Origin of the sequence: Pseudomonas paraeruginosa PA7 (genome assembly GCF_000017205.1) — a bacterium.
Lineage (GTDB): Bacteria > Pseudomonadota > Gammaproteobacteria > Pseudomonadales > Pseudomonadaceae > Pseudomonas > Pseudomonas paraeruginosa.
In genome coordinates this window covers 6,122,926-6,146,970 of the sequence record NC_009656.1, presented here as the reverse complement: position 1 = coordinate 6,146,970, position 24,045 = coordinate 6,122,926, and the positions used below count along the sequence as shown (strand labels likewise).

21 protein-coding genes are annotated in these 24,045 nt (G+C 67.5%); 11 read left to right on the top strand and 10 right to left on the bottom strand.

Annotated elements, in window-relative coordinates; genetic code table 11:
* Nucleotides 1–23 precede the first annotated feature (23 nt).
* Together PSPA7_RS28400 and argE are read left to right on the top strand one after the other, a co-directional pair.
* A complete protein-coding gene (locus PSPA7_RS28400; RefSeq protein WP_012077834.1) occupies nt 24–1,292 on the top strand; it encodes an inorganic phosphate transporter in 1,269 nt (422 codons plus the stop codon).
* A gap of 80 nt (nt 1,293–1,372) precedes the next feature.
* Nucleotides 1,373–2,524: an acetylornithine deacetylase gene (argE, locus tag PSPA7_RS28395; RefSeq protein ID WP_012077833.1), complete on the top strand. Its 1,152-nt coding sequence runs from the start codon at nt 1,373–1,375 to the stop codon at nt 2,522–2,524.
* Here the strand turns inward: argE and PSPA7_RS28390 are convergent.
* Entirely contained in the window at nt 2,500–3,198 is a 699-nt protein-coding gene (locus PSPA7_RS28390; protein ID WP_012077832.1) for a MarC family NAAT transporter, read from the bottom strand. The two genes, argE and PSPA7_RS28390, sit on opposite strands and share 25 nt — an antisense overlap.
* Nucleotides 3,199–3,534: 336 nt before the next feature.
* Between PSPA7_RS28390 and argA the strand changes: the two genes are divergently transcribed.
* Nucleotides 3,535–4,833: an amino-acid N-acetyltransferase gene (gene argA / locus PSPA7_RS28385; RefSeq protein WP_012077831.1), complete on the top strand. Its 1,299-nt coding sequence runs from the start codon at nt 3,535–3,537 to the stop codon at nt 4,831–4,833.
* Between the two features lie 39 nt (nt 4,834–4,872).
* Here the strand turns inward: argA and gshA are convergent, their stop codons facing one another.
* The 3 genes from gshA to PSPA7_RS28370 all read right to left on the bottom strand — a co-directional run bounded on the left by gshA (nt 4,873) and on the right by PSPA7_RS28370 (nt 9,403).
* Entirely contained in the window at nt 4,873–6,456 is a 1,584-nt protein-coding gene (gene gshA, locus PSPA7_RS28380) for a glutamate--cysteine ligase (RefSeq protein WP_012077830.1), read from the bottom strand.
* Nucleotides 6,457–6,662: 206 nt separating this feature from the next.
* Nucleotides 6,663–7,025: a PaaI family thioesterase gene (locus PSPA7_RS28375; RefSeq protein ID WP_371106862.1), complete on the bottom strand. Its 363-nt coding sequence runs from the start codon at nt 7,023–7,025 to the stop codon at nt 6,663–6,665.
* A gap of 38 nt (nt 7,026–7,063) precedes the next feature.
* Nucleotides 7,064–9,403: a Tex family protein gene (locus tag PSPA7_RS28370; RefSeq protein ID WP_012077828.1), complete on the bottom strand. Its 2,340-nt coding sequence runs from the start codon at nt 9,401–9,403 to the stop codon at nt 7,064–7,066.
* Nucleotides 9,404–9,591: 188 nt separating this feature from the next.
* Here PSPA7_RS28370 and amgR point away from each other — a divergent pair, with 188 nt between their 5' ends.
* Both amgR and amgS read left to right on the top strand, forming a co-directional pair.
* Entirely contained in the window at nt 9,592–10,335 is a 744-nt protein-coding gene (gene amgR, locus PSPA7_RS28365) for a two-component system response regulator AmgR (protein WP_003096259.1), read from the top strand.
* A gap of 94 nt (nt 10,336–10,429) precedes the next feature.
* A complete protein-coding gene (amgS, locus tag PSPA7_RS28360; protein ID WP_003150998.1) occupies nt 10,430–11,749 on the top strand; it encodes a two-component system sensor histidine kinase AmgS in 1,320 nt (439 codons plus the stop codon).
* Between the two features lie 79 nt (nt 11,750–11,828).
* Here amgS and PSPA7_RS28355 read toward each other — a convergent pair whose 3' ends face one another.
* The 3 genes from PSPA7_RS28355 to rimB all read right to left on the bottom strand — a co-directional run bounded on the left by PSPA7_RS28355 (nt 11,829) and on the right by rimB (nt 14,565).
* Nucleotides 11,829–12,752, bottom strand: a complete 924-nt coding sequence (locus tag PSPA7_RS28355; RefSeq protein WP_003150999.1) for an LD-carboxypeptidase — start codon at nt 12,750–12,752, stop codon at nt 11,829–11,831.
* 275 nt (nt 12,753–13,027) lie between these two features.
* Nucleotides 13,028–13,933: a 30S ribosomal protein S6--L-glutamate ligase gene (gene rimK, locus PSPA7_RS28350; RefSeq protein ID WP_003096254.1), complete on the bottom strand. Its 906-nt coding sequence runs from the start codon at nt 13,931–13,933 to the stop codon at nt 13,028–13,030.
* A 131-nt stretch (nt 13,934–14,064) separates the two neighbouring features.
* Entirely contained in the window at nt 14,065–14,565 is a 501-nt protein-coding gene (rimB, locus tag PSPA7_RS28345) for a retropepsin-like aspartic endopeptidase RimB (protein ID WP_003151001.1), read from the bottom strand.
* Nucleotides 14,566–14,705: 140 nt separating this feature from the next.
* On the opposite strand from rimB, the gene PSPA7_RS28340 reads away from it, so the two are divergent.
* On the top strand, nt 14,706–15,101 hold the full coding sequence (locus PSPA7_RS28340) for an Hsp15 family ribosome-associated heat shock protein (RefSeq protein ID WP_003151002.1): 396 nt from the start codon (nt 14,706–14,708) through the stop codon (nt 15,099–15,101).
* 46 nt (nt 15,102–15,147) lie between these two features.
* On the opposite strand, the gene PSPA7_RS28335 is transcribed toward PSPA7_RS28340, so the two are convergent.
* A complete protein-coding gene (locus tag PSPA7_RS28335; protein WP_012077827.1) occupies nt 15,148–15,951 on the bottom strand; it encodes a phosphatase PAP2 family protein in 804 nt (267 codons plus the stop codon).
* Nucleotides 15,952–16,063: 112 nt separating this feature from the next.
* On the opposite strand from PSPA7_RS28335, the gene hslO reads away from it, so the two are divergent.
* The gene (hslO, locus tag PSPA7_RS28330; protein ID WP_012077826.1) at nt 16,064–16,957 is read left to right on the top strand and encodes an Hsp33 family molecular chaperone HslO; all 894 of its coding nucleotides are present in this window, start codon (nt 16,064–16,066) and stop codon (nt 16,955–16,957) included.
* 115 nt (nt 16,958–17,072) lie between these two features.
* Nucleotides 17,073–18,614 (top strand): phosphoenolpyruvate carboxykinase, encoded by a 1,542-nt coding sequence (locus tag PSPA7_RS28325; RefSeq protein ID WP_012077824.1) that lies wholly within the window; start codon nt 17,073–17,075, stop codon nt 18,612–18,614.
* A 56-nt stretch (nt 18,615–18,670) separates the two neighbouring features.
* Here the strand turns inward: PSPA7_RS28325 and PSPA7_RS28320 are convergent, their stop codons facing one another.
* Entirely contained in the window at nt 18,671–19,021 is a 351-nt protein-coding gene (locus PSPA7_RS28320) for a fimbrial protein (RefSeq protein ID WP_012077823.1), read from the bottom strand.
* Nucleotides 19,022–19,332: 311 nt separating this feature from the next.
* Here PSPA7_RS28320 and PSPA7_RS28315 point away from each other — a divergent pair, with 311 nt between their 5' ends.
* The gene (locus PSPA7_RS28315) at nt 19,333–19,935 is read left to right on the top strand and encodes a nitroreductase family protein (RefSeq protein WP_012077822.1); all 603 of its coding nucleotides are present in this window, start codon (nt 19,333–19,335) and stop codon (nt 19,933–19,935) included.
* 16 nt (nt 19,936–19,951) lie between these two features.
* Here PSPA7_RS28315 and PSPA7_RS28310 read toward each other — a convergent pair whose 3' ends face one another.
* Nucleotides 19,952–20,860: a LysR family transcriptional regulator gene (locus tag PSPA7_RS28310; RefSeq protein ID WP_012077821.1), complete on the bottom strand. Its 909-nt coding sequence runs from the start codon at nt 20,858–20,860 to the stop codon at nt 19,952–19,954.
* A 142-nt stretch (nt 20,861–21,002) separates the two neighbouring features.
* On the opposite strand from PSPA7_RS28310, the gene PSPA7_RS28305 reads away from it, so the two are divergent.
* Both PSPA7_RS28305 and PSPA7_RS28300 read left to right on the top strand, forming a co-directional pair.
* Nucleotides 21,003–22,238: a 3-hydroxyacyl-CoA dehydrogenase gene (locus PSPA7_RS28305; RefSeq protein WP_012077820.1), complete on the top strand. Its 1,236-nt coding sequence runs from the start codon at nt 21,003–21,005 to the stop codon at nt 22,236–22,238.
* A 1-nt stretch (nt 22,239) separates the two neighbouring features.
* A complete protein-coding gene (locus PSPA7_RS28300; RefSeq protein ID WP_012077819.1) occupies nt 22,240–24,030 on the top strand; it encodes an acyl-CoA dehydrogenase C-terminal domain-containing protein in 1,791 nt (596 codons plus the stop codon).
* The last annotated feature ends 15 nt before the right edge of the window (nt 24,031–24,045 follow it).

The window sequence follows — 24,045 nt, the reverse complement described above, 5'->3', positions numbered from 1 at the left end:
TGCCCGCACACGGATTCCCGCCCATGTCCCTGATCGCCGACCACGGCTTCGTCTTCCTGGTACTGGCCTGCCTGTTCGGTTTCTTCATGGCCTGGGGCGTCGGCGCCAACGACGTCGCCAACGCCATGGGCACCTCGGTGGGCTCGCGGGCGCTGAGCATCCGCCAGGCGATCCTGGTGGCGATGGTCTTCGAGTTCTGCGGCGCCTACTTCGCCGGCGGCGAGGTGACCGAGACGATCAAGAGCGGTATCGTCGACCCGCAGTACATGACCCCCGACCTGCTGATCTTCGGCATGCTCTCGGCGCTGCTGGCCGCCGGGGTCTGGCTGATGCTGGCGACCATCAAGGGCTGGCCGGTGTCGACCACTCACTCGATCGTCGGCGCGATCATCGGTTTCGCCTCGGTCGGCGTCTCGGTGCAGGCGGTGCACTGGGAGGCGATCGGGCCGATCGTCGCCAGCTGGGTGGTGACCCCGGTGCTCTCCGGGCTGCTCGCCTTCGCCCTGTTCCGCGGCGTGCAGTGGCTGGTGCTGCACGCCGAGGATCCGTTCCGCAGCGCGCGGCGCTACGTGCCGCTGTACATGTTCCTGGCCGGTTTCATGGTCGCCCTGATGACCGTCGGCAAGGGCCTGAAGCATGTCGGCCTGGACCTGTCCGGCGCACAGACGCTGGGCCTGGCGCTGCTGGTCGGCGGCCTGGTGACGGGCCTGGGCATCGTCCTGCTGCGGCGTATCCGGCCCGTCGACGGTGGCGATTCGCGCGGCGGCTTCGCCAGTGTCGAGCGAGTGTTCGCCGTGCTGATGATCTTCACCGCCTGCTCCATGGCCTTCGCCCATGGCGCCAACGACGTGGCCAACGCCATCGGCCCGGTGGCTGCGATCGTCGCGGTGGTCCAGGCCGGCGGCGACCTGGAGCTGGTGGCCCGCTCGCCGGTGCCGCCCTGGGTGCTGCTGCTCGGCGCGGTGGGCATCGTCATCGGCCTGGCCACCTACGGTTACCGGGTGATCGCCACCATCGGCCGGGAAATCACCGAGCTGACGCCCAGCCGCGGCTTCGCCGCCGAACTGGCGACCGCTTCCACCGTGGTCGGCGCCTCGGCCATCGGTCTGCCGGTATCCACCACCCACACTCTGGTCGGCGCGGTGCTCGGCATCGGCATGGCGCGCGGTATCGGCGCCCTCAACCTGCGGGTGATCGGCTCGATCTTCCTGTCCTGGGTGGTGACCCTGCCGGCCGGCGCGCTGCTGGCGATCCTGTTCTTCCTGCTCCTGCGCGCGCTGTTCGGCGCCTGAGCGGCGGCAGGCCGGGGCGGGCAGGTTTTATCCGCCGCCGCGATAGGCCATGATGGGGCTCGACCCGTGTGGAGAGTCCCATGCCGTTGCCGTCCCTGAAAGACCAGTTCGGCGCGCTGATCGCCGCGTCTTCCGTCAGTTGCACCCAGCCTGACCTGGACCAGACCAACCGTCCGGTGGTCGACCTGCTGGCCTCCTGGCTGGGCGACCTGGGCTTGCGCTGCGAGCTGCTCGAGGTCGCGCCGGGCAAGTTCAACCTGCTGGCCAGCTACGGCAGCGGCCCTGGCGGCCTGGTCCTGGCCGGGCATACCGACACCGTGCCCTACGACGAAGCGCTGTGGAGCAGCGATCCGCTGCGCCTGGACGAGCGCGACGGCCGCTGGTACGGCCTCGGCAGTTGCGACATGAAGGGCTTCTTCCCGCTGGCCATCGAGGCCCTGCTGCCGTTGCTCGACCAGCCGTTCCGCCAGCCGCTGATGATCCTCGCCACCTGCGACGAGGAAAGCTCGATGGCCGGCGCCCGCGCCCTCGCCGAAAGCGGGCGGTCGCTGGGGCGGGCGACGGTGATCGGCGAACCGACCAGCCTGCGGCCGATCCGCCTGCACAAGGGGGTGATGATGGAGCGCATCGATATCCTCGGGCAGAGCGGCCATTCTTCCGACCCGAACCTCGGGCGTAGCGCCCTGGAGGCCATGCACGCGGCGATCGGCGAGCTGATGACCTTGCGTGGCGAGTGGCAGCGGGCCTGGAACAACCCGCAGTTCAGCGTGCCACAGCCGACCCTGAACCTCGGCTGCATCCACGGCGGCGACAACCCCAACCGCATCTGCGGCCAGTGTTCGCTGGAGTTCGACCTGCGCCCGCTACCGGGCATGCAGCCCGAGCAGCTGCGCGAAGCGATCCGCCAGCGCCTGCGGCCGCTGGCCGAGCGGCACCGGGTGACGATCGACTACCAGCCGCTGTTCCCGGCCGTGCCGCCGTTCGAGCAGGACCGGGACAGCGAGCTGGTGCGCGTCGCCGAGCGCCTGACCGGGCACCGCGCCGAGGCCGTGGCGTTCGGTACCGAGGCGCCGTATTTCCAGAGCCTGGGCAGCGAGACCCTGGTCCTCGGCGCCGGCGACATCGCCTGTGCCCACCAGCCCGACGAGCATCTGGAACTGGCGCGCATCGAGCCGATGGTCGGCGTGCTGCGCCAGCTCATCCGCCACTATTGCCTGACCCCCGCCGCCTGAAGCGCGGCATGGCCGGCGACCAGCTCGAAGCCGCCGTTGATGACGAACTGCACGCCCATCGCCACCAGCAGGAAGCCGACCACCCGCGAGATGGCGTCGATCCCGGATCCGCCGAGGAATCTCATGATCCGTCCGGAGCTCCGCAGGGCGATCCAGAAGACCAGCGCGGTGAGCAGGGTCACGGTGATCGCCGCCAGGTGGATGGGCAGCGGAATGCTGCCGTAGGTGGATTGCAGGGTCGACGCCGAGCTGACCACCAGGGCGATGGTTCCCGGCCCCGCGGTGCCGGGCAGGGCCAGCGGGACGAAGGAGAGGTCGCGGAAGTGCGGGGTGATCTTCTCCTCGTCCGACAGCAGGTCGTGCTGGACCTCGGTCTCGTCCGGCGTGGAGGCGGGGAACAGCATGGTGAAGCCGATGTAGGCGACGATCAGCCCGCCGGCGATGCGCAGGCCGGGAATGGAGATGCCGAATACCTGCATCACCAGGCTGCCGCCGTAGAAGCTGATGAGCATGATCAGGGCCACGTAGAGGCTGGCCTTGAGAATCTGCCGGTTGCGCTCGGCCGGTGGCAGGCCGCCGCCGAGACCGAGCAGCAGCGAGACGCTGGTCAGCGGGTTGGCCACCGGCAGCACGGCGAGCAGGCCGACCAGGACGTGATGGAAGTATTCGCTCATGGATTTTCCTCGTTCGCGTGGGGCGCGCCGGATGGCACTGCGAACGAGGCAGCCTAGCGAAAAAGCCTGGCACGGGATAACCAGGGGTTTTCGGATAGTTTTTTTCAGAAATAGTGGTAAAACGGTCCGTTGCGGATGCGCGGCCCTTACCATGGTCGTATCCCGCCGCTCCGGAGCCGCCCAGGGTTTAAACTCGTGCGCGATCCATCCGTCTCGTTAACCAGGAAGTGAGGAGAAGCCTGTCGATGTTGCTGCGACGACGATAACGGCGCCCTTCGGGCCGTCCCGGCCGCTCACGCTTTGCTCTCGCTCACGAAACGACAGGCTCTTCCCACCATGCCCGACTACGTCAACTGGTTACGTCACGCTTCGCCCTACATCAACTCGCACCGGGACCGGACCTTCGTGGTCATGCTCCCCGGCGAAGGGGTGGAGCATCCCAATTTCGGCAATATCGTCCACGACCTGGTCCTGCTGCACAGCCTCGGCGCGCGCCTGGTGCTGGTGCACGGCTCGCGCCCGCAGATCGAGTCGCGCCTGGCCGCGCGCGGCCTGGCCCCGCGCTACCACCGCGACCTGCGGGTGACCGATGCGCCGACCCTGGAGTGCGTGATCGACGCGGTCGGCAGCCTGCGCATCGCCATCGAGGCGCGCCTGTCGATGGACATGGCCGCCTCGCCGATGCAGGGCGCGCGCCTGCGGGTCGCCGGCGGCAACCTGGTCACCGCGCGGCCGATCGGCGTGGTCGAAGGGGTCGACTATCACCACACCGGCGAGGTGCGGCGGATCGACCGCAAGGGCATCGGTCGCCTGCTCGACGAGCGCAGCATTGTCCTGCTCTCGCCGCTGGGCTACTCGCCGACCGGGGAAATCTTCAACCTGGCCTGCGAGGACGTGGCCATGCGCGCGGCCATCGACCTGGAGGCGGAAAAGCTGATTCTCTACGGCGCCGAGCAGGGCCTGCTGGACGCCTCCGGCAAGCTGGTCCGCGAATTGCGCCCGCAACAGGTGCCGGCGCACCTGCAGCGGCTCGGCAACAGCTACCAGGCCGAACTGCTGGACGCCGCGGCCCAGGCCTGCCGGGCCGGGGTCAAGCGCAGCCATATCGTCAGCTATACCGAGGACGGCGCGCTGCTCAGCGAGCTGTTCACCCGCACCGGCAACGGCACCCTGGTCGCCCAGGAGCAGTTCGAGCAGTTGCGCGAGGCGGGCATCGAGGACGTCGGCGGGCTGATCGAGCTGATCCGCCCGCTGGAAGAGCAGGGCATCCTGGTGCGCCGATCCCGCGAGGTGCTGGAACGCGAGATCGAACAGTTCAGCATCGTCGAGCGCGAAGGGCTGATCATCGCCTGTGCCGCGCTCTACCCGATCGCCGATTCGGAGGCGGGCGAGCTGGCCTGCCTGGCGGTGAACCCGGAGTACCGCCACGGTGGGCGCGGCGACGAACTGCTGGAGCGGATCGAGGAGCGCGCCCGCGGCCTCGGCCTGAAGACCCTGTTCGTGCTCACCACGCGGACCGCGCACTGGTTCCGCGAGCGTGGCTTCCAGCCCAGCAGCGTCGAACGGCTACCGGCGGCGCGCGCCTCGCTGTACAACTTCCAGCGCAATTCGCAGGTGTTCGAGAAGAGCCTGTGATCCGCCGGCGCGTCCCTGGCAGGGGACGCGCCGGCTCGCTCAGTTGCTGATCAGGCCGAGGATGCTCGCCTGGTAGGCGGCGACGAAGGTATCGAAATCGCCATCCTGGTCGCGTTCCAGCTCCGCCTGTTCGGCCAGGGAGGCGCTGGCCATCTGCTCGAAGCGTGCCTGCTCGTCGGCGGCCAGCGGATGCTGGCGGAAATACTCCGCATGTTCGCGGCTCTGGCGCAGGGAGAACGCCTCGAAGCTCTCGCCGCGTTCGCGCATGACCTTCAGCACCTGCGCCGAGGGCGTCAGCTCCGGATCGGCGACCTTCGCCCGCTGCGCCGCCAGCGCCGCCGCGTGCGCCTCGCCGCCACGGGCGCGGTCGAGCAGCGCGGCGGTGTCGGCGATCCGCTCGAGCAGTTCGCTAGCCCAATCCTTCAGTTCCACCGGCTGGCCGCGGCGGCGCAATTGCAGGCCCGGCCGCCGGCCTTCCTTGACCACGGCCAGGAAGTTGTCGGTGGCATCGCTGCATTCGCCGTTCAGCAGCGGGCTGTCGCTGAATGCGCAGAACAGCAGGAAGGCGTCCAGGAAGCGCGCCTCGTCGAGGTCGATGCCCAGCGGCAGGAACGGATTGATGTCCAGGCAGCGCACTTCCACGTACTGCACGCCGCGTGCGGCCAAGGCCTGCACCGGACGCTCGCCGGTGTAGGTGACGCGCTTGGGACGGATGCTCGAGTAGTACTCGTTCTCGATCTGCAGGACGTTGGTGTTCAGCTGCACCCATTCGCCGTCCTGCTTGGTGCCGATCTTCTCGTAGGCCGGGTAGGGCGTGCTGACCGCCTTGCGCAGGCTGTCGATGTAGCTCTGCAGGTCGTTGTAGCAGGGCGTCAGGCCGGCCTGGGCGTTGTTCTGGTAGCCCAGGTCGCTCATCCGCAGGCTGGTGGCGTAGGGCAAGTAGAGGGTGTGCTCGTCGAAGCGCTCCAGCTGGCTCGGGCGGCCGCGCAGGAAGCCGGCATCGAGCGCCGGCGAGGCGCCGAACAGGTACATCAGCAGCCAGCTGTAGCGACGGAAGTTGCGGATCAGGGCGATGTAGGCGGCGGACTGGTAGTCGCGCTCCGCCAGCTCGCTGCCCTCGGCCTGGCGCAGCAGTGGCCAGAGCTTCTCCGGCAGGGAGAAGTTGTAGTGGATGCCGGCGATGCACTGCATGGTCTTGCCGTAGCGCAGCGCCAGGCCCTTGCGGTAGACGTACTTCAGGCGGCCGATCATCGAGTTGCCGTAGCGGGCGATCGGGATGCTCTCCTCGTCCGGCAGCTCGCAGGGCATCGACGGGCTCCACAGGTATTCGCCGTCCAGCTGCGAACTGGCGAAGCGATGGATGCGCTCGAGGTCGCCCAGGGTGTCGGCGACGTCGGTTTCCGTGGGCGTGATGAATTCCAGCAGCGCCTCGGAATAGTCGGTGGTGATCTGCGGATGGGTCAGGGTCGAGCCCAGGGCGCGGGGATGGGGGGTGAGCGCCAGCTTGCCGTCGCTGTCGACGCGCAGGCATTCGCGCTCGATGCCGTGCAGGCACTCGGTCAGCAGGGGCAGGTTGGCTGCGGCGCCGAGCAGAGCCAGGCGGCGGGAAAGAAGATCGCTCAAGTCGGGATTCCTTGTGATCGCGTCCCAGGTCGGTCGCCCCAATATGAGGGTGGACCGAGCGGTCTACAAGAGGGAGGACGTAAATGCGTTTTCGCTTCGTCCGCGGCCGACCGTCGCGCTCTCCGCGGGGAGCCGTCGAGCCGGGCGGTCGGCGCGGATCGGGATCGCCGTCGCGCGCCAATCTGCCGCATGGCGGCCGTGCCGGCTTACAGCTGGGCGAAGGTGCCTTGTCCCTTCGCGACCAGCCGGTCGCCCTGCAGCACCTCGGCTTCCACCACCAGGCTGCGGCGCCCGGCATGGAGCACGCGGGCGATGCAGCGCACCTCGCCGTCGGCGACGGCGCGGATGTAGTTGATCTTGCACTCCAGGGTGACGCTCTGGCGGTCGAAGCCATGGGAACTGGAGCAGGCCAGGCCCATGGTCACGTCCATTAGCGAGAACAGCGCGCCGCCGTGCATGACCCCGCCGCGGTTGCGCAGGTGCCCGGCCATCGGCAGGCGCACCTCGGCGACGCCGTCGCCGAGGCTTACCGGGTCCAGGCCGACCAGTTCGCTGAAGGCGCTGATCATCTGCTCGCGGGCGGGCATCTCGCTCATGGACGGCTCCGTCATTTCTTCTTCAGTTGCCTGGCGTTGGCGAACAGCGCGGCCATGGCGTTGTTCGCCGGCGGTGCGCTCTGCCCGCGCGAAGCGCCACGCTCCTGGCGTGGCTGGCCGCCGCCGGCGGGACGCCCGCCGCGCTGGCCTTCGACCTTCTCGCCGGGGGTGTCGCTCATGCGCATGGACAGGCCGACGCGGTTGCGCGGGATGTCCACCTCCATGACCTTGACCTTGACGATGTCGCCGGCCTTGACCACCTCGTAGGGATCCTTGACGAACTTCTCGGACAGCGCCGAGATGTGCACCAGGCCGTCCTGGTGGACACCGATGTCGACGAACGCGCCGAAGTTGGTGACGTTGGTCACCACGCCCTCGAGGACCATGCCCGGCTTGAGGTCCTTGAGGCTCTCGACGCCTTCCTGGAACTCCGCGGTCTTGAACTCCGGACGCGGGTCGCGGCCGGGCTTGTCGAGTTCCTTGAGGATGTCGGTGACGGTCGGCAGGCCGAAGGTCTCGTCGGTGAACTTCTTCGGCTCGAGGCGCTTGAGGAACGCCGAGTCGCCGATCAGCGAGCGGATGTCGCGCCCGGTGTCGGCGGCGATGCGCTGCACCAGCGGGTAGGTTTCCGGGTGCACCGCCGAGGCGTCCAGCGGGTTGTCGCCGTTCATCACGCGGAGGAAGCCGGCGGCCTGCTCGAAGGTCTTCTCGCCCAGGCGGCTGACCTTCTTCAGCTCGTCGCGGGTGCGGAACGCGCCGTTGGCGTCGCGGTGCGCGACGATGTTCTGCGCCAGCGTCGAGTTGAGGCCGGAGATGCGTGCCAGCAGGGCGGCGGAGGCGGTGTTGACGTCGACGCCGACGGCGTTCACGCAGTCCTCGACCACCGCGTCCAGGCTACGCGCCAGCTTCAGCTGGGACACGTCGTGCTGGTACTGGCCGACACCGATCGACTTGGGCTCGATCTTCACCAGCTCCGCCAGCGGGTCCTGCAGGCGGCGGGCGATGGACACGGCGCCGCGCAGGGACACGTCCAACTCGGGGAACTCCTTCGCCGCCAGTTCGGAGGCGGAATACACCGATGCGCCGGCCTCGCTGACCATGATCTTGGTCAGCTTCATGCCCGGATACTTCTTGATCAGTTCGCCGGCCAGCTTGTCGGTCTCGCGGCTGGCGGTGCCGTTGCCGATGGCGATCAGCTCGACCTGGTGCTTGGCGCACAGCGCGGCGAGCACGGCGAGGGTCTGGTCCCACTGGTTCTTCGGCGCATGCGGGTAGACGGTGGCGGTGTCCAGCAGCTTGCCGGTGGCGTCGACCACCGCGACCTTGACCCCGGTGCGCAGGCCCGGGTCCAGGCCGAGGGTGGCGCGCGGGCCGGCCGGGGCGGCCAGCAGCAGGTCATGCAGGTTGCGCGCGAAGACGCTGATCGCCTCGTTCTCGGCGCCGTCGCGGAGTTCGCCGAACAGGTCGGTTTCCAGGTGGGTGTAGAGCTTGACCTTCCAGGTCCAGCGCACCACTTCCGCCAGCCACTTGTCGGCGGCGCGGCCCTGGTTGGACAGGCCGAAGCGCTCGGCGATCATGACTTCGCATGGATGCAGGGTGCCCGGCGCTTCCTCGCCGACCTTCAGCGAGGCGCTGAGGACGCCTTCGTTGCGTCCGCGGAAGATCGCCAGGGCGCGGTGCGAGGGGGCGCTTTTCAGCGGCTCGTCGTGTTCGAAGTAGTCGCTGAACTTGGCGCCTTCCTGTTCCTTGCCGGGCACCACGCGGGCGGTCAGGGTCGCTTCGTTCTTCATGAACACGCGCAGCTTGTCGAGCAGGGCGGCGTCTTCGGCGAAGCGCTCCATGAGAATGTACTTGGCGCCTTCCAGGACCGCCTTGACATCGGCGAAGCCTTTCTCCGCATCGACGAAGCGCGCGGCCTCGCTTTCCGGGACCAGGGTCGGGTCGTCGAACAGTGCGTCGGCCAGTTCGCCGAGGCCGGCTTCCAGGGCGATCTGGCCCTTGGTGCGGCGCTTCTGCTTATAAGGCAGGTAGAGGTCCTCGAGGCGGGTCTTGGTGTCGGCGAGCTTGATGTCGCGGGCCAGTTCGGGGGTCAGCTTGCCCTGTTCCTCGATGCTGGCCAGGATCGCGGCGCGGCGTTCTTCCAGTTCGCGCAGGTAGCGCAGGCGCTCTTCCAGCATGCGCAACTGGGTATCGTCGAGGCTGCCGGTGACCTCTTTGCGGTAACGGGCGATGAAGGGAACGGTGGAGCCCTCGTCGAGCAGGGCGACGGCAGCGGCGACTTGCTGCGGTTGAACGCGGCCGGAGGGCAGTGCGGAGAGCTCCTCGGCGATACGGGTGTTGATGCTGTCCATTGATCCACCTGGTAAAACGAACGAAAACGGGCCGTGTAGACAACGCCCCGCCGCAAAAGCGCCGCATTATACCCGCCAAGTTTCGCCTTGGAGGGCGGCTGGTCGGGGAAAAATCTGCTAACAATGGACAGTCCGGCCCAGCCGCTACCTGGGCGATAATGCCCGTCTGACTCATTCTGGGAGTTTCTATGTCGAACCCTGCCGCCCTGGCCGAAGGTGAAAAGATCCTCGTCGTCGACGACGACGCCCGCCTGCGCCGCCTGCTCGAACGTTTCCTCGACGAGCAGGGCTACCGCGTGCGCGCGGTGGAGAACACCGAGCAGATGGATCGCCTGCTGTCCCGCGAACTGTTCCAACTGGTGGTCCTCGACCTGATGCTTCCCGGCGAGGACGGCCTCACCGCCTGCCGCCGCCTGCGCGAGCAGAACAACCAGGTGCCGATCATCATGCTCACCGCCAAGGGTGACGAGGGCAGCCGCATCCAGGGCCTGGAACTGGGCGCCGACGACTACCTGGCCAAGCCGTTCAACCCGCGCGAGCTGCTGGCGCGGATCAAGGCCGTGCTGCGCCGCCAGGCGCCGCTGGTGCCGGGCGCCCCCGCCGGGGCCGACGAAGTGGTGACCTTCGGCGACTACCAGCTGTTCCTCGCCACCCGCGAGCTGAAGAAGGGCGACGAGGTGCACATGCTGACCACCGGCGAGTTCGCCGTGCTCAAGGCACTGGTGCAACACGCTCGCGAACCGCTGACCCGGGACAAGCTGATGAACCTGGCCCGTGGTCGCGAATGGGACGCCCTGGAGCGTTCCATCGACGTGCAGATCTCGCGCCTGCGCCGGCTGATCGAGCCGGATCCGTCCAAGCCGCGCTATATCCAGACGGTCTGGGGCGTCGGCTACGTGTTCGTCCCGGACGGCAACGCGCGCAAGGCCTGAGCCTCCGCGCGGCCGGTGCAGCGATGCACCGGCCGCGTCGTCTTACCCGCAACAGGCGTCGGCCCCGTCCGCCGGCGCGCAACCGGTCCGATCGATGAAAACGCCGCTCTGGTTCCCGCAAAGCTTCTTCGCCCGCACCCTCTGGCTGGTGCTGATCGTGGTGCTGTTCTCCAAGGCGCTGACCCTGGTCTACCTGCTGATGAACGAGGACGTGATCGTCGACCGCCAGTACAGCCACGGCGCGGCGCTGACCATCCGCGCGTTCTGGGCCGCCGACGAGGAGTCGCGCGCGGCGATCGCCAAGGCCTCCGGACTGCGCTGGGTGCCGAGCAGCGCCGACCAGCCCGGCGAGCAGCACTGGCCGTACACCGAGATCTTCCAGCGACAGATGCAGATGGAGCTGGGCCCGGAAACCCAGACCCGCCTGCGCATCCACCAGCCCTCGCAGCTCTGGGTGCGCGCGCCGAACCTCGGCGAAGGCTGGCTGGCGGTACCGCTGTACCCGCATCCACTGCGTGGCCAGCGGATCTGGAGCGTGCTCGGCTGGTTCCTCGGCATCGGCCTGCTGTCCACCGCCGCCGCCTGGATCTTCGTCCGCCAGCTCAGCCAGCCGCTCAAGCGCCTGGTGGTCGCCGCCCGCCAGTTCGGCCAGGGCCGCAGCGTGCGCCTGCCGCTGGGGCCGGAGACGCCGAGCGAGATGGCCGAGGTATACCGCGCCTTCAACCAGATGGCCGAGGACATCGAACAGGGCGGACGCGAGCGCGAGCTGATGCTGGCCGGCGTTTCCCATGACCTGCGCACGCCGCTGACGCGCCTGCGCCTGTCGCTGGAGCTGCTGCCGGAAAGCGAGCGGGAGATGGTCGAGGACATGGTCCGCGACATCGAGGACATGGACGCGATCCTCGACCAGTTCCTCGCCTTCATCCGCGACGGCCGTGACGAACCGGTCGAGGAAGGCGACCTGACCGACCTGGTGCGCGAGGTGGTGGCCCCCTTCAACCAGACCCGCGAGCAGGTGCGCATGGCCCTGCAACCGGTGCCGGCCATGCCGTTGCGGCGGGTGTCGATGAAGCGCCTGCTGGCCAACCTGATCGACAACGCCCTGAACCACGGCGGCGGCTCGGTGGAAGTGGCCAGCTACGTGGCCGGCGAAAGCGCGGCGCCCTACGTGGTGCTGAGCGTGCTCGACCGTGGACAGGGCATCGATCCGGCCGAGGTGGACAGCATCTTCAATCCCTTCATTCGCGGCGACAAGGCGCGCGGCGGCAAGGGCACCGGCCTCGGCCTGGCGATCGTCAAGCGCATCGCCGCCCAGCACGGCGGCAGCGTCGAACTGCGCAACCGCGATGGCGGTGGCCTGGAGGCGCGGGTCTGCCTGCCGCTGGGGTTGCTGCTGCCGCGCGGCGCGGCCTGATACCCGATGGGATGCCGCCGCTCCAGCGGCAGTTCCCGCCCTCTCTCGCGCTTGCGCAGAGGGGGAGCGCCCTCCGTCCCTACCAGCGCAACCGGTTTCCCTCGAGCACCGCGGTCTTCCCGTAAGGCCAGGCCCGGTTCTGTGCTCCATGCCCGCTGGGCAGGTGGTGGTAGAGCGGCACCTCGATGGCGGCGGCGTATTCGCCGAAGATCCGCTCCAGGCTGTGGGCGACTTCCTTGCGCGGGCAATCGGTGAACGAGCCCAGGCAGATCGCGCCGAGCTGGCGTGCATCGATGCTTTCGAGCAATTGCCAGAGGCTGCGCTCCAGGCGGTAGTAGGGTTCGCCTACGTCTTCCAGGACCAGGATCGAGCCCGCCGGGGCGTGCAGGCCGCCAAGGGTGCCGGCCATGCTGGCCAGGGCCGTGAGGTTGCCGCCGATCAGCGCGCCTTCGACCCGTCGCTGGTGCCCGCCGAGATGTTGCACCGGCAATTCGTGGTCGCGGTCGGCCAGCAGGCGGCTGACCGAGGCCAGCGAGGCCAGGCGCTCCTGCTGCTCGCGCGGAGCGCTCAGCGGCGACAGGCCGAGGCCGGTGGCCACCGGGCCGTGGATCGCCGGTAGGCCGTGGCGGTGGAAGGCGCTGAGCAGCACCGAGATGTCGGAGAAACCGATCAGCGGCCGTGGCGAGGCGGCCTGCAGGCGGCCCCAGTCCAGTCCCGGCAGCAACTGGCCGCAGCCGTAGCCGCCGCGCAGGCACCAGACCGCCGTGACATCCGGCATGTCGAAGGCGTTGTGCAGGTCCTCCAGGCGTTGCTCCATGGTGCCGGCGAGGTAGCGGTAGCGCGCTTCGACGTGGCGGCCGAGGTGGTAGTCCACGCCGTGCACTTCCAGTTGGCGCAGGGTCGCCTCCAGCACGTCGGTAGCGATGGCCGAGGCCGGCGCGATCAGCGCCACCCGGCCGTCGATGGGCTGCCAGGTCTGGTCGGAGGAGGGACGAGAAGTCATGCGGCGGTTCCGTGAAGCGTCAGGAAAGGATTCGAGTGCCGGAAGAGCCAAGGGTTCGGCGGGGTTTCCGGCATCGGTTGCGGCGGTGCTTCATTCAAGCGTGGCGTGGGCGTTCTGTCGAGGCTGGCTGCTGCTCGTTCGCCGGGACGACGTGGTGCTTTGCGCTGGATCGGGGCTGACCTCCTGTCGGGACATCGTGCCGGTCGGAACCCCCGGCCCGGCCATCCGTGGCCGGTCGTTCGCCGGCGCAACGCGATGCGTTGCGAAAGCCCGGCTCACCCCTTTCCCTTCGTTCTGGCCAGGTGGGGGCCGCCGTTCTTTTCCAGGTACTGGATGATGATTCCGGCGATATCCTTGCCGGTGGTGGACTCGATGCCTTCCAGGCCCGGCGAGGAATTCACCTCCATCACCAGCGGGCCGTGGTTGGAGCGCAGGATATCCACCCCGGCGACGTTCAGGCCCATTACGCGCGCGGCGCGGATGGCGGTCATGCGTTCTTCCGGGGTGATCTTGATCAGGCTGGCGCTGCCGCCGCGGTGCAGGTTGGAGCGGAACTCGCCGGGCGCTGCCTGGCGCTTCATCGAGGCGATGACCTTGTCGCCGACCACGAAGCAGCGGATGTCGGCGCCGCCGGCTTCCTTTATATACTCCTGGACCATGATGTTGTGCTTGAGTCCCATGAATGCCTCGAGCACCGACTCGGCGGCCTTCTCGGTTTCGCAGAGGACCACGCCGATGCCCTGGGTGCCTTCCAGCAGCTTGATTACCAGCGGTGCGCCACCAACCATCTCGATCAGGTCCGGGACGTCGTCCGGGGAGTGGGCGAAGCCGGTCACCGGCAGGCCGATGCCCTTGCGCGAGAGTAGTTGCAGCGAGCGCAACTTGTCTCGCGAGCGGGCGATGGCGACCGACTCGTTGAGCGGGAACACCCCCATCATCTCGAACTGGCGCAGCACCGCGCAGCCATAGAAGGTCACCGAGGCGCCGATCCGCGGGATCACCGCGTCGAAGCCTTCCAGCGGCTGCCCCCGGTAGTGGATCTGCGGCTTGTGGCTGGCGATGTTCATGTAGGCGCGCAGCGTATCGATGACCACCATTTCATGACCGCGCTCCCGCCCGGCTTCCACCAGACGGCGGGTCGAGTAGAGCCGGGGGTTGCGCGACAGCACGGCGATTTTCATTCAGCACCTGTGGATGGTTTGGACCGGCTGGCGGACAGCGACGGCGAGGATGAGGGTGGTCGTTGCGGCAAGCGCGGGGCCTGCCGTTTCGAAAAGGATTGGAGGTTTGACAGGCGCGCTCCGGGAATGGCTCAAGCCGGACTCCCGTCGAGCAGGTTGATACCGTTCACGGCGGGTAGCGCCGCTGGCGACTCGGGGCGGTCCTGGACATAGGCCAGGGCCGGATTGACCACCAGTTGCCCGGCGATCAGCGCCTTGGAGCCGAGCAGCACGCGGTAGCGCATGGACTTGCGGCAGGCCAGGGTGAATTCCACCGGCCACATGCGGTCGCCCAGCGCCAGGGTGGTGCGAATCACGTAGCGGGTCTGGGCCTGGCCGTTGGAGCTGCGGATGGTCTTGCGCGCGACCATCGGCGCTTCGCAACGGTGCCGGCGCTGCACCAGGGTGCCGAGGTGGGCGGTGAAGCGTACCCACTTCTCGCCGTCGCGCTCGAAGGGAACGATGTCCGAGGCATGCAGGCTGGAGGTGCTGGCGCCAGTGTCGATCTTCGCACGCAGCCCGACCATGCCCAGTTCGGGAAAGGCGATCCACTCGCGCAGACCGATGACGGAAAGCTGGTCGAATGTCTTCACGGGTAGGCATTCCAGGCGTTTTGCCGGCATTCTAGCAGGGCTATGGGCGGCCGCCAGACGGCCCCGCGGTTGCCGAGACGAACCTAGCGGCTGTCTGTGACAGCCGCGAGACAACGGCGCAATGGAGACGGGTAACGGCAGTGAGCGAGAAAGACGACGACAAGGTGCGCCTGGACAAGTGGCTCTGGGCGGCGCGGTTCTTCAAGACCCGGGCGCTGGCCAAGGCCGCGATAGAGGGCGGCAAGGTGCATTGCGGCGGCGAGCGCTGCAAGCCGAGCAAGGAGCCCCGGCCGGGGGAGGAGCTGACCATTCGTACGGGCTTCGACGAACGGACCGTGGTGATCCGCGCGCTTTCCGTAGTCCGCCGTGGCGCGCCGGAAGCCCAGGCGCTCTATGAGGAAACCCCGGCGAGCCTGGAGCGGCGCGAACAGGCGGCGGCGCTGCGCAAGGCTGGGGCGCTGGGCGTGCAGACCGATGGGCGGCCGACCAAGAAACAGCGGCGGCAGATTCATCAGCTGCGCGGCGGCCAGGAATGACCTGAAGGGCGCCGGCCTTTGCCCGGGAGGGGAGACCGGCGAAGACTCAGGCGGAGTCGCGGATCGCGCTCAGGCGGCCGATCAGCGGCAGTTTCGCCAGCAGACGGAACAGCGGCTCGGTGGTTCGCACCAGCCAGGCGCTGGCCGTGGCCGCCAGCGGCGTGTAGCAACCCCAGGCGAGGGCCAGCAGGGCCATCTGCAGGCCGCCGATGTAGTCGTCCTGGCCCCAGTGGGCGCCGGCCACCAGGCGCGGCAGCATGAACAGCACGGCCAGGGTCCAGACCAGCAGGAGCTGGCCGGCGCGGCGGGCGAACAGCGACATGAACAGCGCCCAGATCAGCAGCACAGAAGCGTGGTCGCCGGGGAAGCTGCGCTTGGAGCGGTCCTTGATTTCCCACACGCGCTCCCAGTCAGGGAAGTGGTCGCTGAGGTGGATGGCGTTGTCCATCAGCATCGACAGGCTGGCGTGCTGCCAGTGCAGGTGGTGGGCGAGCTTGGCGTAGAGCACGCGGATCACCACGAGGATCAGCAGGGTCACGATGAAGCCGAAGGTCAGTCGCCGCACCTGGCTGGCCGGCACCAGCCAGTCGCCGCGGACCAGCAGGCAGAGCAGGATCACCCCGACCACCGCGTCGAACGGCCGGGTGCTGAGCAGGCCCCAGAGCTTCAGCCAGGTTTCGTTGAGGGCGAGGGAGCCGTTGAGTCTGTCGAACAGCCAGAAATCGAAGCCGTTCATCAGTTCGCGGGTGGGGCCCCAGAGCCACAGGACCAGCAGCAGGAGCGCCAGAAGATGACAGGTGGCGAACTTGCGCCATTGCCAGGCCGCTTGGAACGGAGAGGCATTATCCATAGAATCGTTTCCCCCTATCGGCGCCGGGTCGGCGTACGACTGTCACGAAGCGCGCTTTTATAGGCCTTTGTCACTCACTTGTCATTCCCTCATTCGTAGCGTTGTGTCCCGCATGTCCCATTCAGATCAGAGCCAGCGTTTCCTTTTCGACGATACCGACGTGCGCGGTGAAATGGTCGACCTCGAGCGTAGCTACAGCGAAGTCCTGGCCAAGCATCCCTATCCGGAACCGGTCGCGCAATTGCTCGGGGAGATGCTCGCAGCGGCCTCGCTGCTCTGTGGCACGCTCAAGTTCGACGGCCTGCTGGTGTTGCAGGCGCGTTCCAGCGGCGCGGTGCCGCTATTGATGGTGGAATGCTCCAGCGACCGTCAGGTGCGCGGCCTTGCCCGCTATTCGGCGGAGGCCATCGGCGCCGGCGCCGGCATGCAGGAACTGATGCCCGAAGGCGTGCTGACCCTTACCGTGGACCCGGTCAAGGGGCAGCGCTACCAGGGCATCGTCGCCCTGGAAGGGGTGAACCTGGCGGAATGCCTGTCCAACTACTTCGCCAGTTCGGAACAGCTGCCGACCCGCTTCTGGCTCAATGCCGATGGTCGCCGCGCCCGTGGCCTGCTGTTGCAGCAGTTGCCCGCCGACCGCCTGAAGGATCCCGAGGCCCGCGAGGCCAGCTGGCAGCACCTGACCACCCTGGCCGACACCCTGACCGCCGAGGAGCTGCTGGCGCTGGACAACGAGACCGTCCTGCACCGCCTTTACCACGAGGAAACCGTGCGCCTGTTCGAGCCGCAACCGCTGGTCTTCCATTGCAGTTGCTCGCGGGAACGTTCGGCCAACGCCCTGGTCAGTCTCGGGCAGGCCGACTGCGAGCGGCTGCTCGAGGAAGAGGAGGGGGCGATCACCATCGACTGCCAGTTCTGCAACCAGCGCTACCTGTTCGATGCCTCCGATGTCGCCCAGTTGTTCGCCGGCGCAGGCAGCCAGGGGCCCTCCGCGACACGCCACTGACGGTTTTTCATCCAGCGGGCTTTTCTGGCATAATCCCGCAACTTTTTTCCTGTAGTGATTTTTTTGAAGCGCTACGAAGTTTGGAGGACTCGGCCTCTGGCCGACGGGGAACCACATGACGCAAGCCAACAACGCCGTGTACACCGATATCAGCGCCGCCCAACTGGTAGAAGAAGCCATTCGCCGCGGTGAAGGCGAACTGGCCGCCAACGGCTCGCTGGTCGTTCGCACCGGCCATCGCACCGGCCGTTCGCCGGTCGACCGTTTCATCGTCGAAGAGCCGAGCACCAAGGATGCCATCGCCTGGGGCAACATCAACCGCCCGTTCCCGGCCGACAAGTTCGATGCGCTGTGGGCCCGCGTGGAAGCCTTCAACAACGCCCAGGACCATTTCGTCTCCCATGTTCATGTAGGGGCCGCCGAGGCTTACTACCTGCCGGTCAAGATGACCACCGCCACCGCCTGGCAGAACCTCTTCGGCCGTTGCCTGTTCATCGAGCCGGAGCAGTACAATCCGGCCGGCAAGGACGAGTGGCAGGTCCTCAATGTCGCCAACTTCGAGTGCGTGCCCGAGCGCGACGGCACCAATTCCGACGGTTGCGTGATCCTCAATTTCGCCCAGAAGAAAGTGCTGATCGCAGGCATGCGCTATGCCGGCGAGATGAAGAAAGCCATGTTCTCCGTGCAGAACTTCCTGCTGCCCGAGCGCGACGTGCTGCCGATGCACTGCGCCGCCAACATCGGCGAAGCGGGCGACGTGACCCTGTTCTTCGGCCTGTCCGGCACCGGCAAGACCACCCTGTCGGCCGATGAGAGCCGTTACCTGATCGGCGACGACGAGCACGGCTGGGGCGAGGGCGTGGTGTTCAACGTCGAGGGCGGTTGCTACGCCAAGTGCATCGACCTGTCCGAGAAGAACGAGCCGGTCATCTGGAAGGCCATCAAGTTCGGCGCCGTGCTGGAAAACGTGGTCCTCGACGAGGAGCGCGTACCCGACTACGCCGACGACAGCCTGACCCAGAACAGCCGCGCCGCCTACCCGCTGGAGCACGTCGAGAAGCGTTCCGAGAAGAACCTCGGCGGCGAGCCCAACGCGGTGATCTTCCTGACCTGCGACCTGACCGGCGTGCTGCCGCCAGTGTCGATCCTGAACAACGAGCAGGCGGCCTATCACTTCCTGTCCGGCTACACCGCGCTGGTCGGTTCCACCGAGATGGGTTCCGGCGGCGGCATCAAGTCGACCTTCTCCACCTGCTTCGGTGCCCCGTTCTTCCCGCGTCCGGCCGGTGTCTACGCCGAGCTGCTGATCAAGCGCATCAAGGCTTTCGGCTCGAAGGTCTACCTGGTCAACACCGGCTGGACCGGCGGCGGCTACGGCGTCGGCAAGCGCTTCAACATCCCGACCACCCGTGGCGTGATCGCCGCGATCCAGAGCGGCGCGCTGGTCGATGCGGAAACCGAGCACCTGGACATCATCAACCTGGACGTGCCGAAGGCCGTTCCGGGCGTCGAGACCAACCTGCTCAACCCGCGCAACACCTGGGCCGACAAGGCTGCCTACGACGAGGCGGCGAAGGGCCTGGCCAGGCAGTTCATCGAGAACTTCAAGAAGTTCGAGGTCTCCGACGCGATCAAGGCCGCGGGTCCGCAGTTGTAAGCTGTTTCGTAGGCCATGAAAAAACCGCCTTCGGGCGGTTTTTTCATGGCCGTTCATCAGGGATAGCTGACAGTCACCAGGTAGCTGCCCGGACGGCGGTAACTGGCGGCCAGGTCGTAGCGCGCCGAGAAATCCCGGCCGCCCAGGCTCAGGTCGCTGGGCTGCAGGCTGCGCACCTCGCCGGTGCGCATGGAGCGGATGCTGACGTCAGCGGTACGCGCATGCATGGGGCAACCGCTGAGGCGGAAGCTACCTCGCGACTCGCCCTGCTGCGAGGCGTTCATCGAGCACGGCGGCTCGACGATGGCACCCGTGAAGTAGATGACCCCACTGATGCTGTCGGCGAAAAGATTACTGGAAATTCCTACAAGAAGACTGAACAAAGCCAGTCGGCCCATCCTGTTCATGACCTTGACTCCTAGGTGAATACATCCTTTTTCTGCCTGGCACGGCTGGAAGGGGCCCTCTTCCAGTGGCTGGCATTGGAGTGGAATATAGGACAATTCCTAAAGAAAATTCCCTCCTAGGAATAATCTTAGGATTGATTCTGTAAGCAGCTGCTGTGGGTGATCGTCGGATTATTCGAGGAGTGGTCCGCCTTATCGTGAATGTCCTAGGCCGGACCACCCTTTGCTCCACCCCGCGCCGGATGTATCGTGGCTCTCCTTCGCCGGCCTCTCGTCCGGCGCTCTGTTTCCCCCCGTAGTGGATCTAGCCCATGCATATCGAAGAAGCCGTCCGTAGCCGCCGTGCCATCAAGGGTTACGACCCTTCCTTCAGCTTGAGCCGCGAAGAGAAGGACCATCTCCTGGACCTGGCCCTGCATGCCCCTTCCGCCTTCAACCTGCAGCACGTGCGGCTGGTCGAGGTCAGCGACCCGCAACTGCGTGCACAGTTGCGCGAAGTGGCCTGGAACCAGGCACAGGTCACCGATGCGGCAATGCTGGTGGTGGTCTGCGCCCGGCTCGACAGCTGGGAGCGCAATGCCCAGCGGGTCTGGGATGGCGCTCCGGAGGCCGTGCAGGCCTTCATGGCCGGGGCCATCGAAACCTATTACCGCGGCAAGCCCCAGGTGCAGCGCGACGAGGCCATGCGCAGCTGCGGCCTGCTGGCGCAGACCCTGATGCTGGTCGCTCGCGGCCAGGGGCTGGACTCGTGTCCGATGGATGGCTTCGATTTCGACGCCGTGGCCCGGCTGATCAACCTGCCGGACAACCATGTGATCGGCCTGATGGTGGCGGTCGGCAGGAAGGCCGTGGAGCCTTGGCCGCGCACCGGCAAGCTGCCGCGGGAAGAGCTGGTCGTCCGCGACCGCTTCTGAGAGTGGGGACGCGCGGCTAGCCGGGACCGCTGGCACTGACCTGGCGGATCTGCTCCACCAGCCATTGCAGGGCGATGTCGCGTTCACGCTGGGCCAGGTAGACCAGCTCGAGGTGGAAGGGCCCGAGATCGAACGGCAGGTCGAACGTTTGCAGCGGCAGCAGGCGTTCGAAGTGATGCGCCAACTGGCGTGGCAGCACCCCGACCAGGTCGCTGTAGGCGGCGATATGCGCCGCCTGCAGGTAATTCGGCGTGGTGTAGACGACCTGCCGCTTGAGTCCCTGGCTGCCCAGCCATTGGTCGACCATGCCCTTGGTCTGCCCGCCGTGGACCCACAGGTGCTGCAATTCCAGGAAGGTGGCCAGGTCGGGGGGCTGCGGCAGCAGCGGATGCCCGCGCCGGGCGATCAGCCGTAGCGTCTCGCTGGCCCAGTGGCGGCGCTGGAAGCGTGCCGGGATACCTTCGAAGCGGCCGAGCACCAGGTCCAGTTCGCCCTTGTCCAGGGCTTCGGCCGGCAGGCTCGGGGCCAGGTGCTGGATGGCGATGGAGATTCCCGGGGCGCGTTCGCTCAGGCGGCGCATCAGGCTCGGCATGCAGATCAGCTCGACGTAGTCGGTCACCGCCACGGTGAAGCGTTGCCGGCTGCGCCCCGGATCGAAGCCTTCGCCATCGCCCAGGCTCTGTTCGATCTGCCGCAGCGCCGCGCGGATCGGTGCTTCCAGTGCCAGCGCCCGAGGTGTTGGTTGCATGGTCCGACCGGCGCGGACCAGCAGCGGATCGTCGAGCAGTTCGCGCAGGCGGTTCAGCGCGTTGCTCACCGCCGGCTGGCTCAGCGCCAGGCGCTCCGCGGCGCGCGAGACGTTACGCTCGCGCAGCAGGGCGTCGAGCACGCGCAGCAGGTTGAGATCGAAGGTTTGGATATTCACTGGCTGAATTCCAGATATCACAAGACTAAATTTCAAAAATAATACGACCTTCCCCTAAGGTAGTGGTCGCTTTTTGTGCGGCTGGACTGCCTCAGGTTTCGTCCGGCGTTTCTCCTGCGCTCGCCATAATGAGGACAAGACCATGAGCCAGAGTTTCTCCTTCCGCCAGGCCGCAGTGATCGGCGCCGGTACCATGGGCCGCGGCATCGTCATCTGCCTGGCCAACGCCGGGCTCGACGTGCTCTGGCTGGACAGCAACCCGCAGATGCTCAACCAGGCGCTCGGCGCCGTGGCCGATACCTACGCGCACAATGTGCGCCAGGGACGCATCGACGAGGACGAGGCGGCCGTGCGTCGCGCACGGATCACGCCGGTGCAGCACCTCGCCGCGATGCGCGAGGCGGACCTGGTGATCGAGGCGGTCTACGAGAATCTCGAACTCAAGCAGTCGATCTTCCGCGAACTGGATGCGGCGCTGAAGCCGTCCGCGGTACTGGCCAGCAACACCTCCTACCTGGACATCGACGCCATCGCCGCGGTCACCGGCCGCCCTGGCCAGGTGCTCGGCCTGCACTTCTTCAGCCCGGCGCACATCATGAAGCTGCTGGAGATCGTGCGCGGCGCGAAAACCGCCCCGGCGGTACTGGACGCCGCCCTGACGCTCGGCGAGCGGATGGGCAAGGTCAGCGTGGTGGCCGGCAACTGCCATGGCTTCATCGGCAACCGCATGCTCGAGCCCTACGCCACCGAGGCCCGCCTGATGCTGCTGGAAGGCGCCCTGCCGCATCAGGTGGACCAGGTTCTGCAGGAGTTCAGCTTCGCCATGGGGCCGTTCCGCATGTACGACGTGGTCGGCATCGACCTCGAATGGCGCGCCCGCGAGCTGGCCGGAGTCGGCCAGGACCAACCGGCGGTACAGGTGGACAACCGTCTCTGCGAGATGGGCCGCTTCGGCCAGAAGAGCGGCGCCGGCTATTACCGCTACGCACCGGGCAGTCGCCAGGCCGAGCACGATCCCGAGGTGGACGCCCTTGTGGTGCGGATCGCCGAGGGGCTGGGTTACGCGCGGCGCGAATTCGCCGCCGCCGAGATTCTCGAGCGCTGCCTGCTGGCGCTGGTCAACGAAGGGGCGAAGATCCTCGACGAGGGCATCGCCGCCAGCAGCGCCGATATCGATACCGTGTACCTGAACGGCTACGGCTTCCCCGCCGCGGAGGGCGGCCCGATGGCCTGGGCCGACCGCCTCGGCGCGGCCGGGCTGCTGCAACGCCTGCGTTTCCTCGAGCAGCGCCATGGCGCGCGCTGGAAGCCGGCGGCCCTGATCGAACGCCTGGCCGGCGAGGGCCGGGCTTTCGCCGACCTGCGGGAGGCACGCTGAAATGAGTTACCAGGCTCCGCTGCGCGACATGCGCTTCGTGCTCCACGAACTGTTCGATGTCGGCGCGCACTGCGAATTGCTGGGCAACGGCATCGATCGCGAGCTGATCGACGGCGTGCTCGAGGAGGGCGCGCGCTACACCAGCCAGGTGGTGGCGCCGCTCAACCGCAACAGCGACGAGGAAGGCGCGAAGCTGAAGGACGGCGTGGTGAGCACCCCGACCGGCTTCCGCGAGGCCTACCGGCAGTACAGCGAGAACGGCTGGGCGAGCATGACCGGGCCCACCGAATACGGCGGCCAGGGCTTCCCGCAGATGGTTTCGGCCTGCTTCCACGAGATGCTGATGGCCGCCAGCCTGTCCTTTCGTGTCTACTCGGGCCTCACCGAGGGCGCTGTGCTGGCCCTCTACAAGCACGGCGACGAGGCGCTGCGGCGCGACTACCTGGGCAAGCTGGTGAGCGGCGAATGGGCCGGCACCATGTGCCTGACCGAACCCCAGGCCGGCACCGACCTGGCCCTGCTGCGCACCCGCGCCGAGCCCCGCGCCGACGGCAGCTACGCGATCAGCGGCAGCAAGATCTTCATCAGCGGTGGCGAGCAGGACCTCACCGAGAACATCGTCCACCTGGTGCTGGCGCGCCTGCCGGACGCGCCGGCGGGGGTGAAGGGCATCAGCCTGTTCCTGGTGCCGAAGTTCATCGCCCGTCCCGACGGCTCCCTGGGCGAGCGCAACAGCCTGGGCTGCGGCGCCATCGAGCACAAGATGGGGATCAAGGGCGCCTCCACCTGCGTGATGAACTTCGACGGCGCCAGGGGCTGGCTGCTGGGCCAGGCGAACCAGGGCCTGGCCTGCATGTTCACGATGATGAACGACGCGCGCTTCCAGGTCGGCCTGCAGGGCCTGGGCATCGCCGAACGGGCCTTCCAGGGTGCCCTCGGCTACGCCCGCGAGCGCCTGCAGTCGCGCGCCCTGGTCGGCCCGCAGGCACCGGACAAGGTCGCCGACCCGATCATCGTGCACCCCGACGTGCGGCGCATGCTGCTGACCCAGAAGACCCTGGTCGAAGGCTGCCGCATGCTGGCGGCCTGCTGCGCACGCCAGCTAGACCTGGAACACGGCCATCCGGATGCCGACGGCCGGCGCGCGGCGACGCGCCGTGCAGCGCTGCTGATCCCCATCGTCAAGGCCTTCCTTACCGATGTCGGCCAGGAAGTCGCCAGCCTCGGCGTACAGGTCTATGGCGGTCACGGTTTCATCCGCGAATGGGGCATGGAGCAATTGATGCGCGACAGTCGCATCACCCAGATATACGAAGGCACCAATGGCATCCAGGCGCTCGATCTGGTCCACCGCAAGCTGCTCGGCGATCAGGGCGGCGAATTGCTGGCCCTGCAGGGCGAACTGGCGGCGGCCAGCGAGGCGCTGCAAGGGCGTGCTGCGCTGGCACCGCTGGCTGAGCCGGTGCTGCAACGCCTGGAGGAGTGGCGGCAGCTCACCGGCCAGGTGCTCGAGGCCTGCGCTCGCGATCCCCAGGAAATCGGCGCCACTTCGGTGGACTTCCTCCAGTACAGCGCCTACGTGCTGCTGGCGGCGCTCTGGCTGCAGGCCGCGGCGCGTGCGCAGGAGGCCCTGGACACTGGCTCCGCCGAAGGCGACTTCTACCGCGCCAAGCTGCGCGGCGCCGACTTCTACCTGCGGCGCATCCTGCCGCGCGCGAGCATGCACCGCGAGGCGCTGCTCGGCGGCGCCGAGTGCCTGATGGCCCTGCCCGAGGAGCACTTCTCGTTCTGATGGGCGCCACGCCCG

What these genes read in the sequence shown, in the direction of transcription:
- PSPA7_RS28400 (WP_012077834.1), top strand. Translation starts at nt 24, where the DNA reads ATGTCCCTGATCGCCGACCACGGCTTCGTCTTCCTGGTACTGGCCTGC.
- argE (WP_012077833.1), top strand. Translation starts at nt 1,373, where the DNA reads ATGCCGTTGCCGTCCCTGAAAGACCAGTTCGGCGCGCTGATCGCCGCG.
- PSPA7_RS28390 (WP_012077832.1), bottom strand. Translation starts at nt 3,198, where the DNA reads ATGAGCGAATACTTCCATCACGTCCTGGTCGGCCTGCTCGCCGTGCTG.
- argA (WP_012077831.1), top strand. Translation starts at nt 3,535, where the DNA reads ATGCCCGACTACGTCAACTGGTTACGTCACGCTTCGCCCTACATCAAC.
- PSPA7_RS28375 (WP_371106862.1), bottom strand. Translation starts at nt 7,025, where the DNA reads ATGATCAGCGCCTTCAGCGAACTGGTCGGCCTGGACCCGGTAAGCCTC.
- PSPA7_RS28370 (WP_012077828.1), bottom strand. Translation starts at nt 9,403, where the DNA reads ATGGACAGCATCAACACCCGTATCGCCGAGGAGCTCTCCGCACTGCCC.
- amgR (WP_003096259.1), top strand. Translation starts at nt 9,592, where the DNA reads ATGTCGAACCCTGCCGCCCTGGCCGAAGGTGAAAAGATCCTCGTCGTC.
- amgS (WP_003150998.1), top strand. Translation starts at nt 10,430, where the DNA reads ATGAAAACGCCGCTCTGGTTCCCGCAAAGCTTCTTCGCCCGCACCCTC.
- PSPA7_RS28355 (WP_003150999.1), bottom strand. Translation starts at nt 12,752, where the DNA reads ATGACTTCTCGTCCCTCCTCCGACCAGACCTGGCAGCCCATCGACGGC.
- rimK (WP_003096254.1), bottom strand. Translation starts at nt 13,933, where the DNA reads ATGAAAATCGCCGTGCTGTCGCGCAACCCCCGGCTCTACTCGACCCGC.
- PSPA7_RS28335 (WP_012077827.1), bottom strand. Translation starts at nt 15,951, where the DNA reads ATGGATAATGCCTCTCCGTTCCAAGCGGCCTGGCAATGGCGCAAGTTC.
- hslO (WP_012077826.1), top strand. Translation starts at nt 16,064, where the DNA reads ATGTCCCATTCAGATCAGAGCCAGCGTTTCCTTTTCGACGATACCGAC.
- PSPA7_RS28325 (WP_012077824.1), top strand. Translation starts at nt 17,073, where the DNA reads ATGACGCAAGCCAACAACGCCGTGTACACCGATATCAGCGCCGCCCAA.
- PSPA7_RS28320 (WP_012077823.1), bottom strand. Translation starts at nt 19,021, where the DNA reads ATGAACAGGATGGGCCGACTGGCTTTGTTCAGTCTTCTTGTAGGAATT.
- PSPA7_RS28315 (WP_012077822.1), top strand. Translation starts at nt 19,333, where the DNA reads ATGCATATCGAAGAAGCCGTCCGTAGCCGCCGTGCCATCAAGGGTTAC.
- PSPA7_RS28305 (WP_012077820.1), top strand. Translation starts at nt 21,003, where the DNA reads ATGAGCCAGAGTTTCTCCTTCCGCCAGGCCGCAGTGATCGGCGCCGGT.
- PSPA7_RS28300 (WP_012077819.1), top strand. Translation starts at nt 22,240, where the DNA reads ATGAGTTACCAGGCTCCGCTGCGCGACATGCGCTTCGTGCTCCACGAA.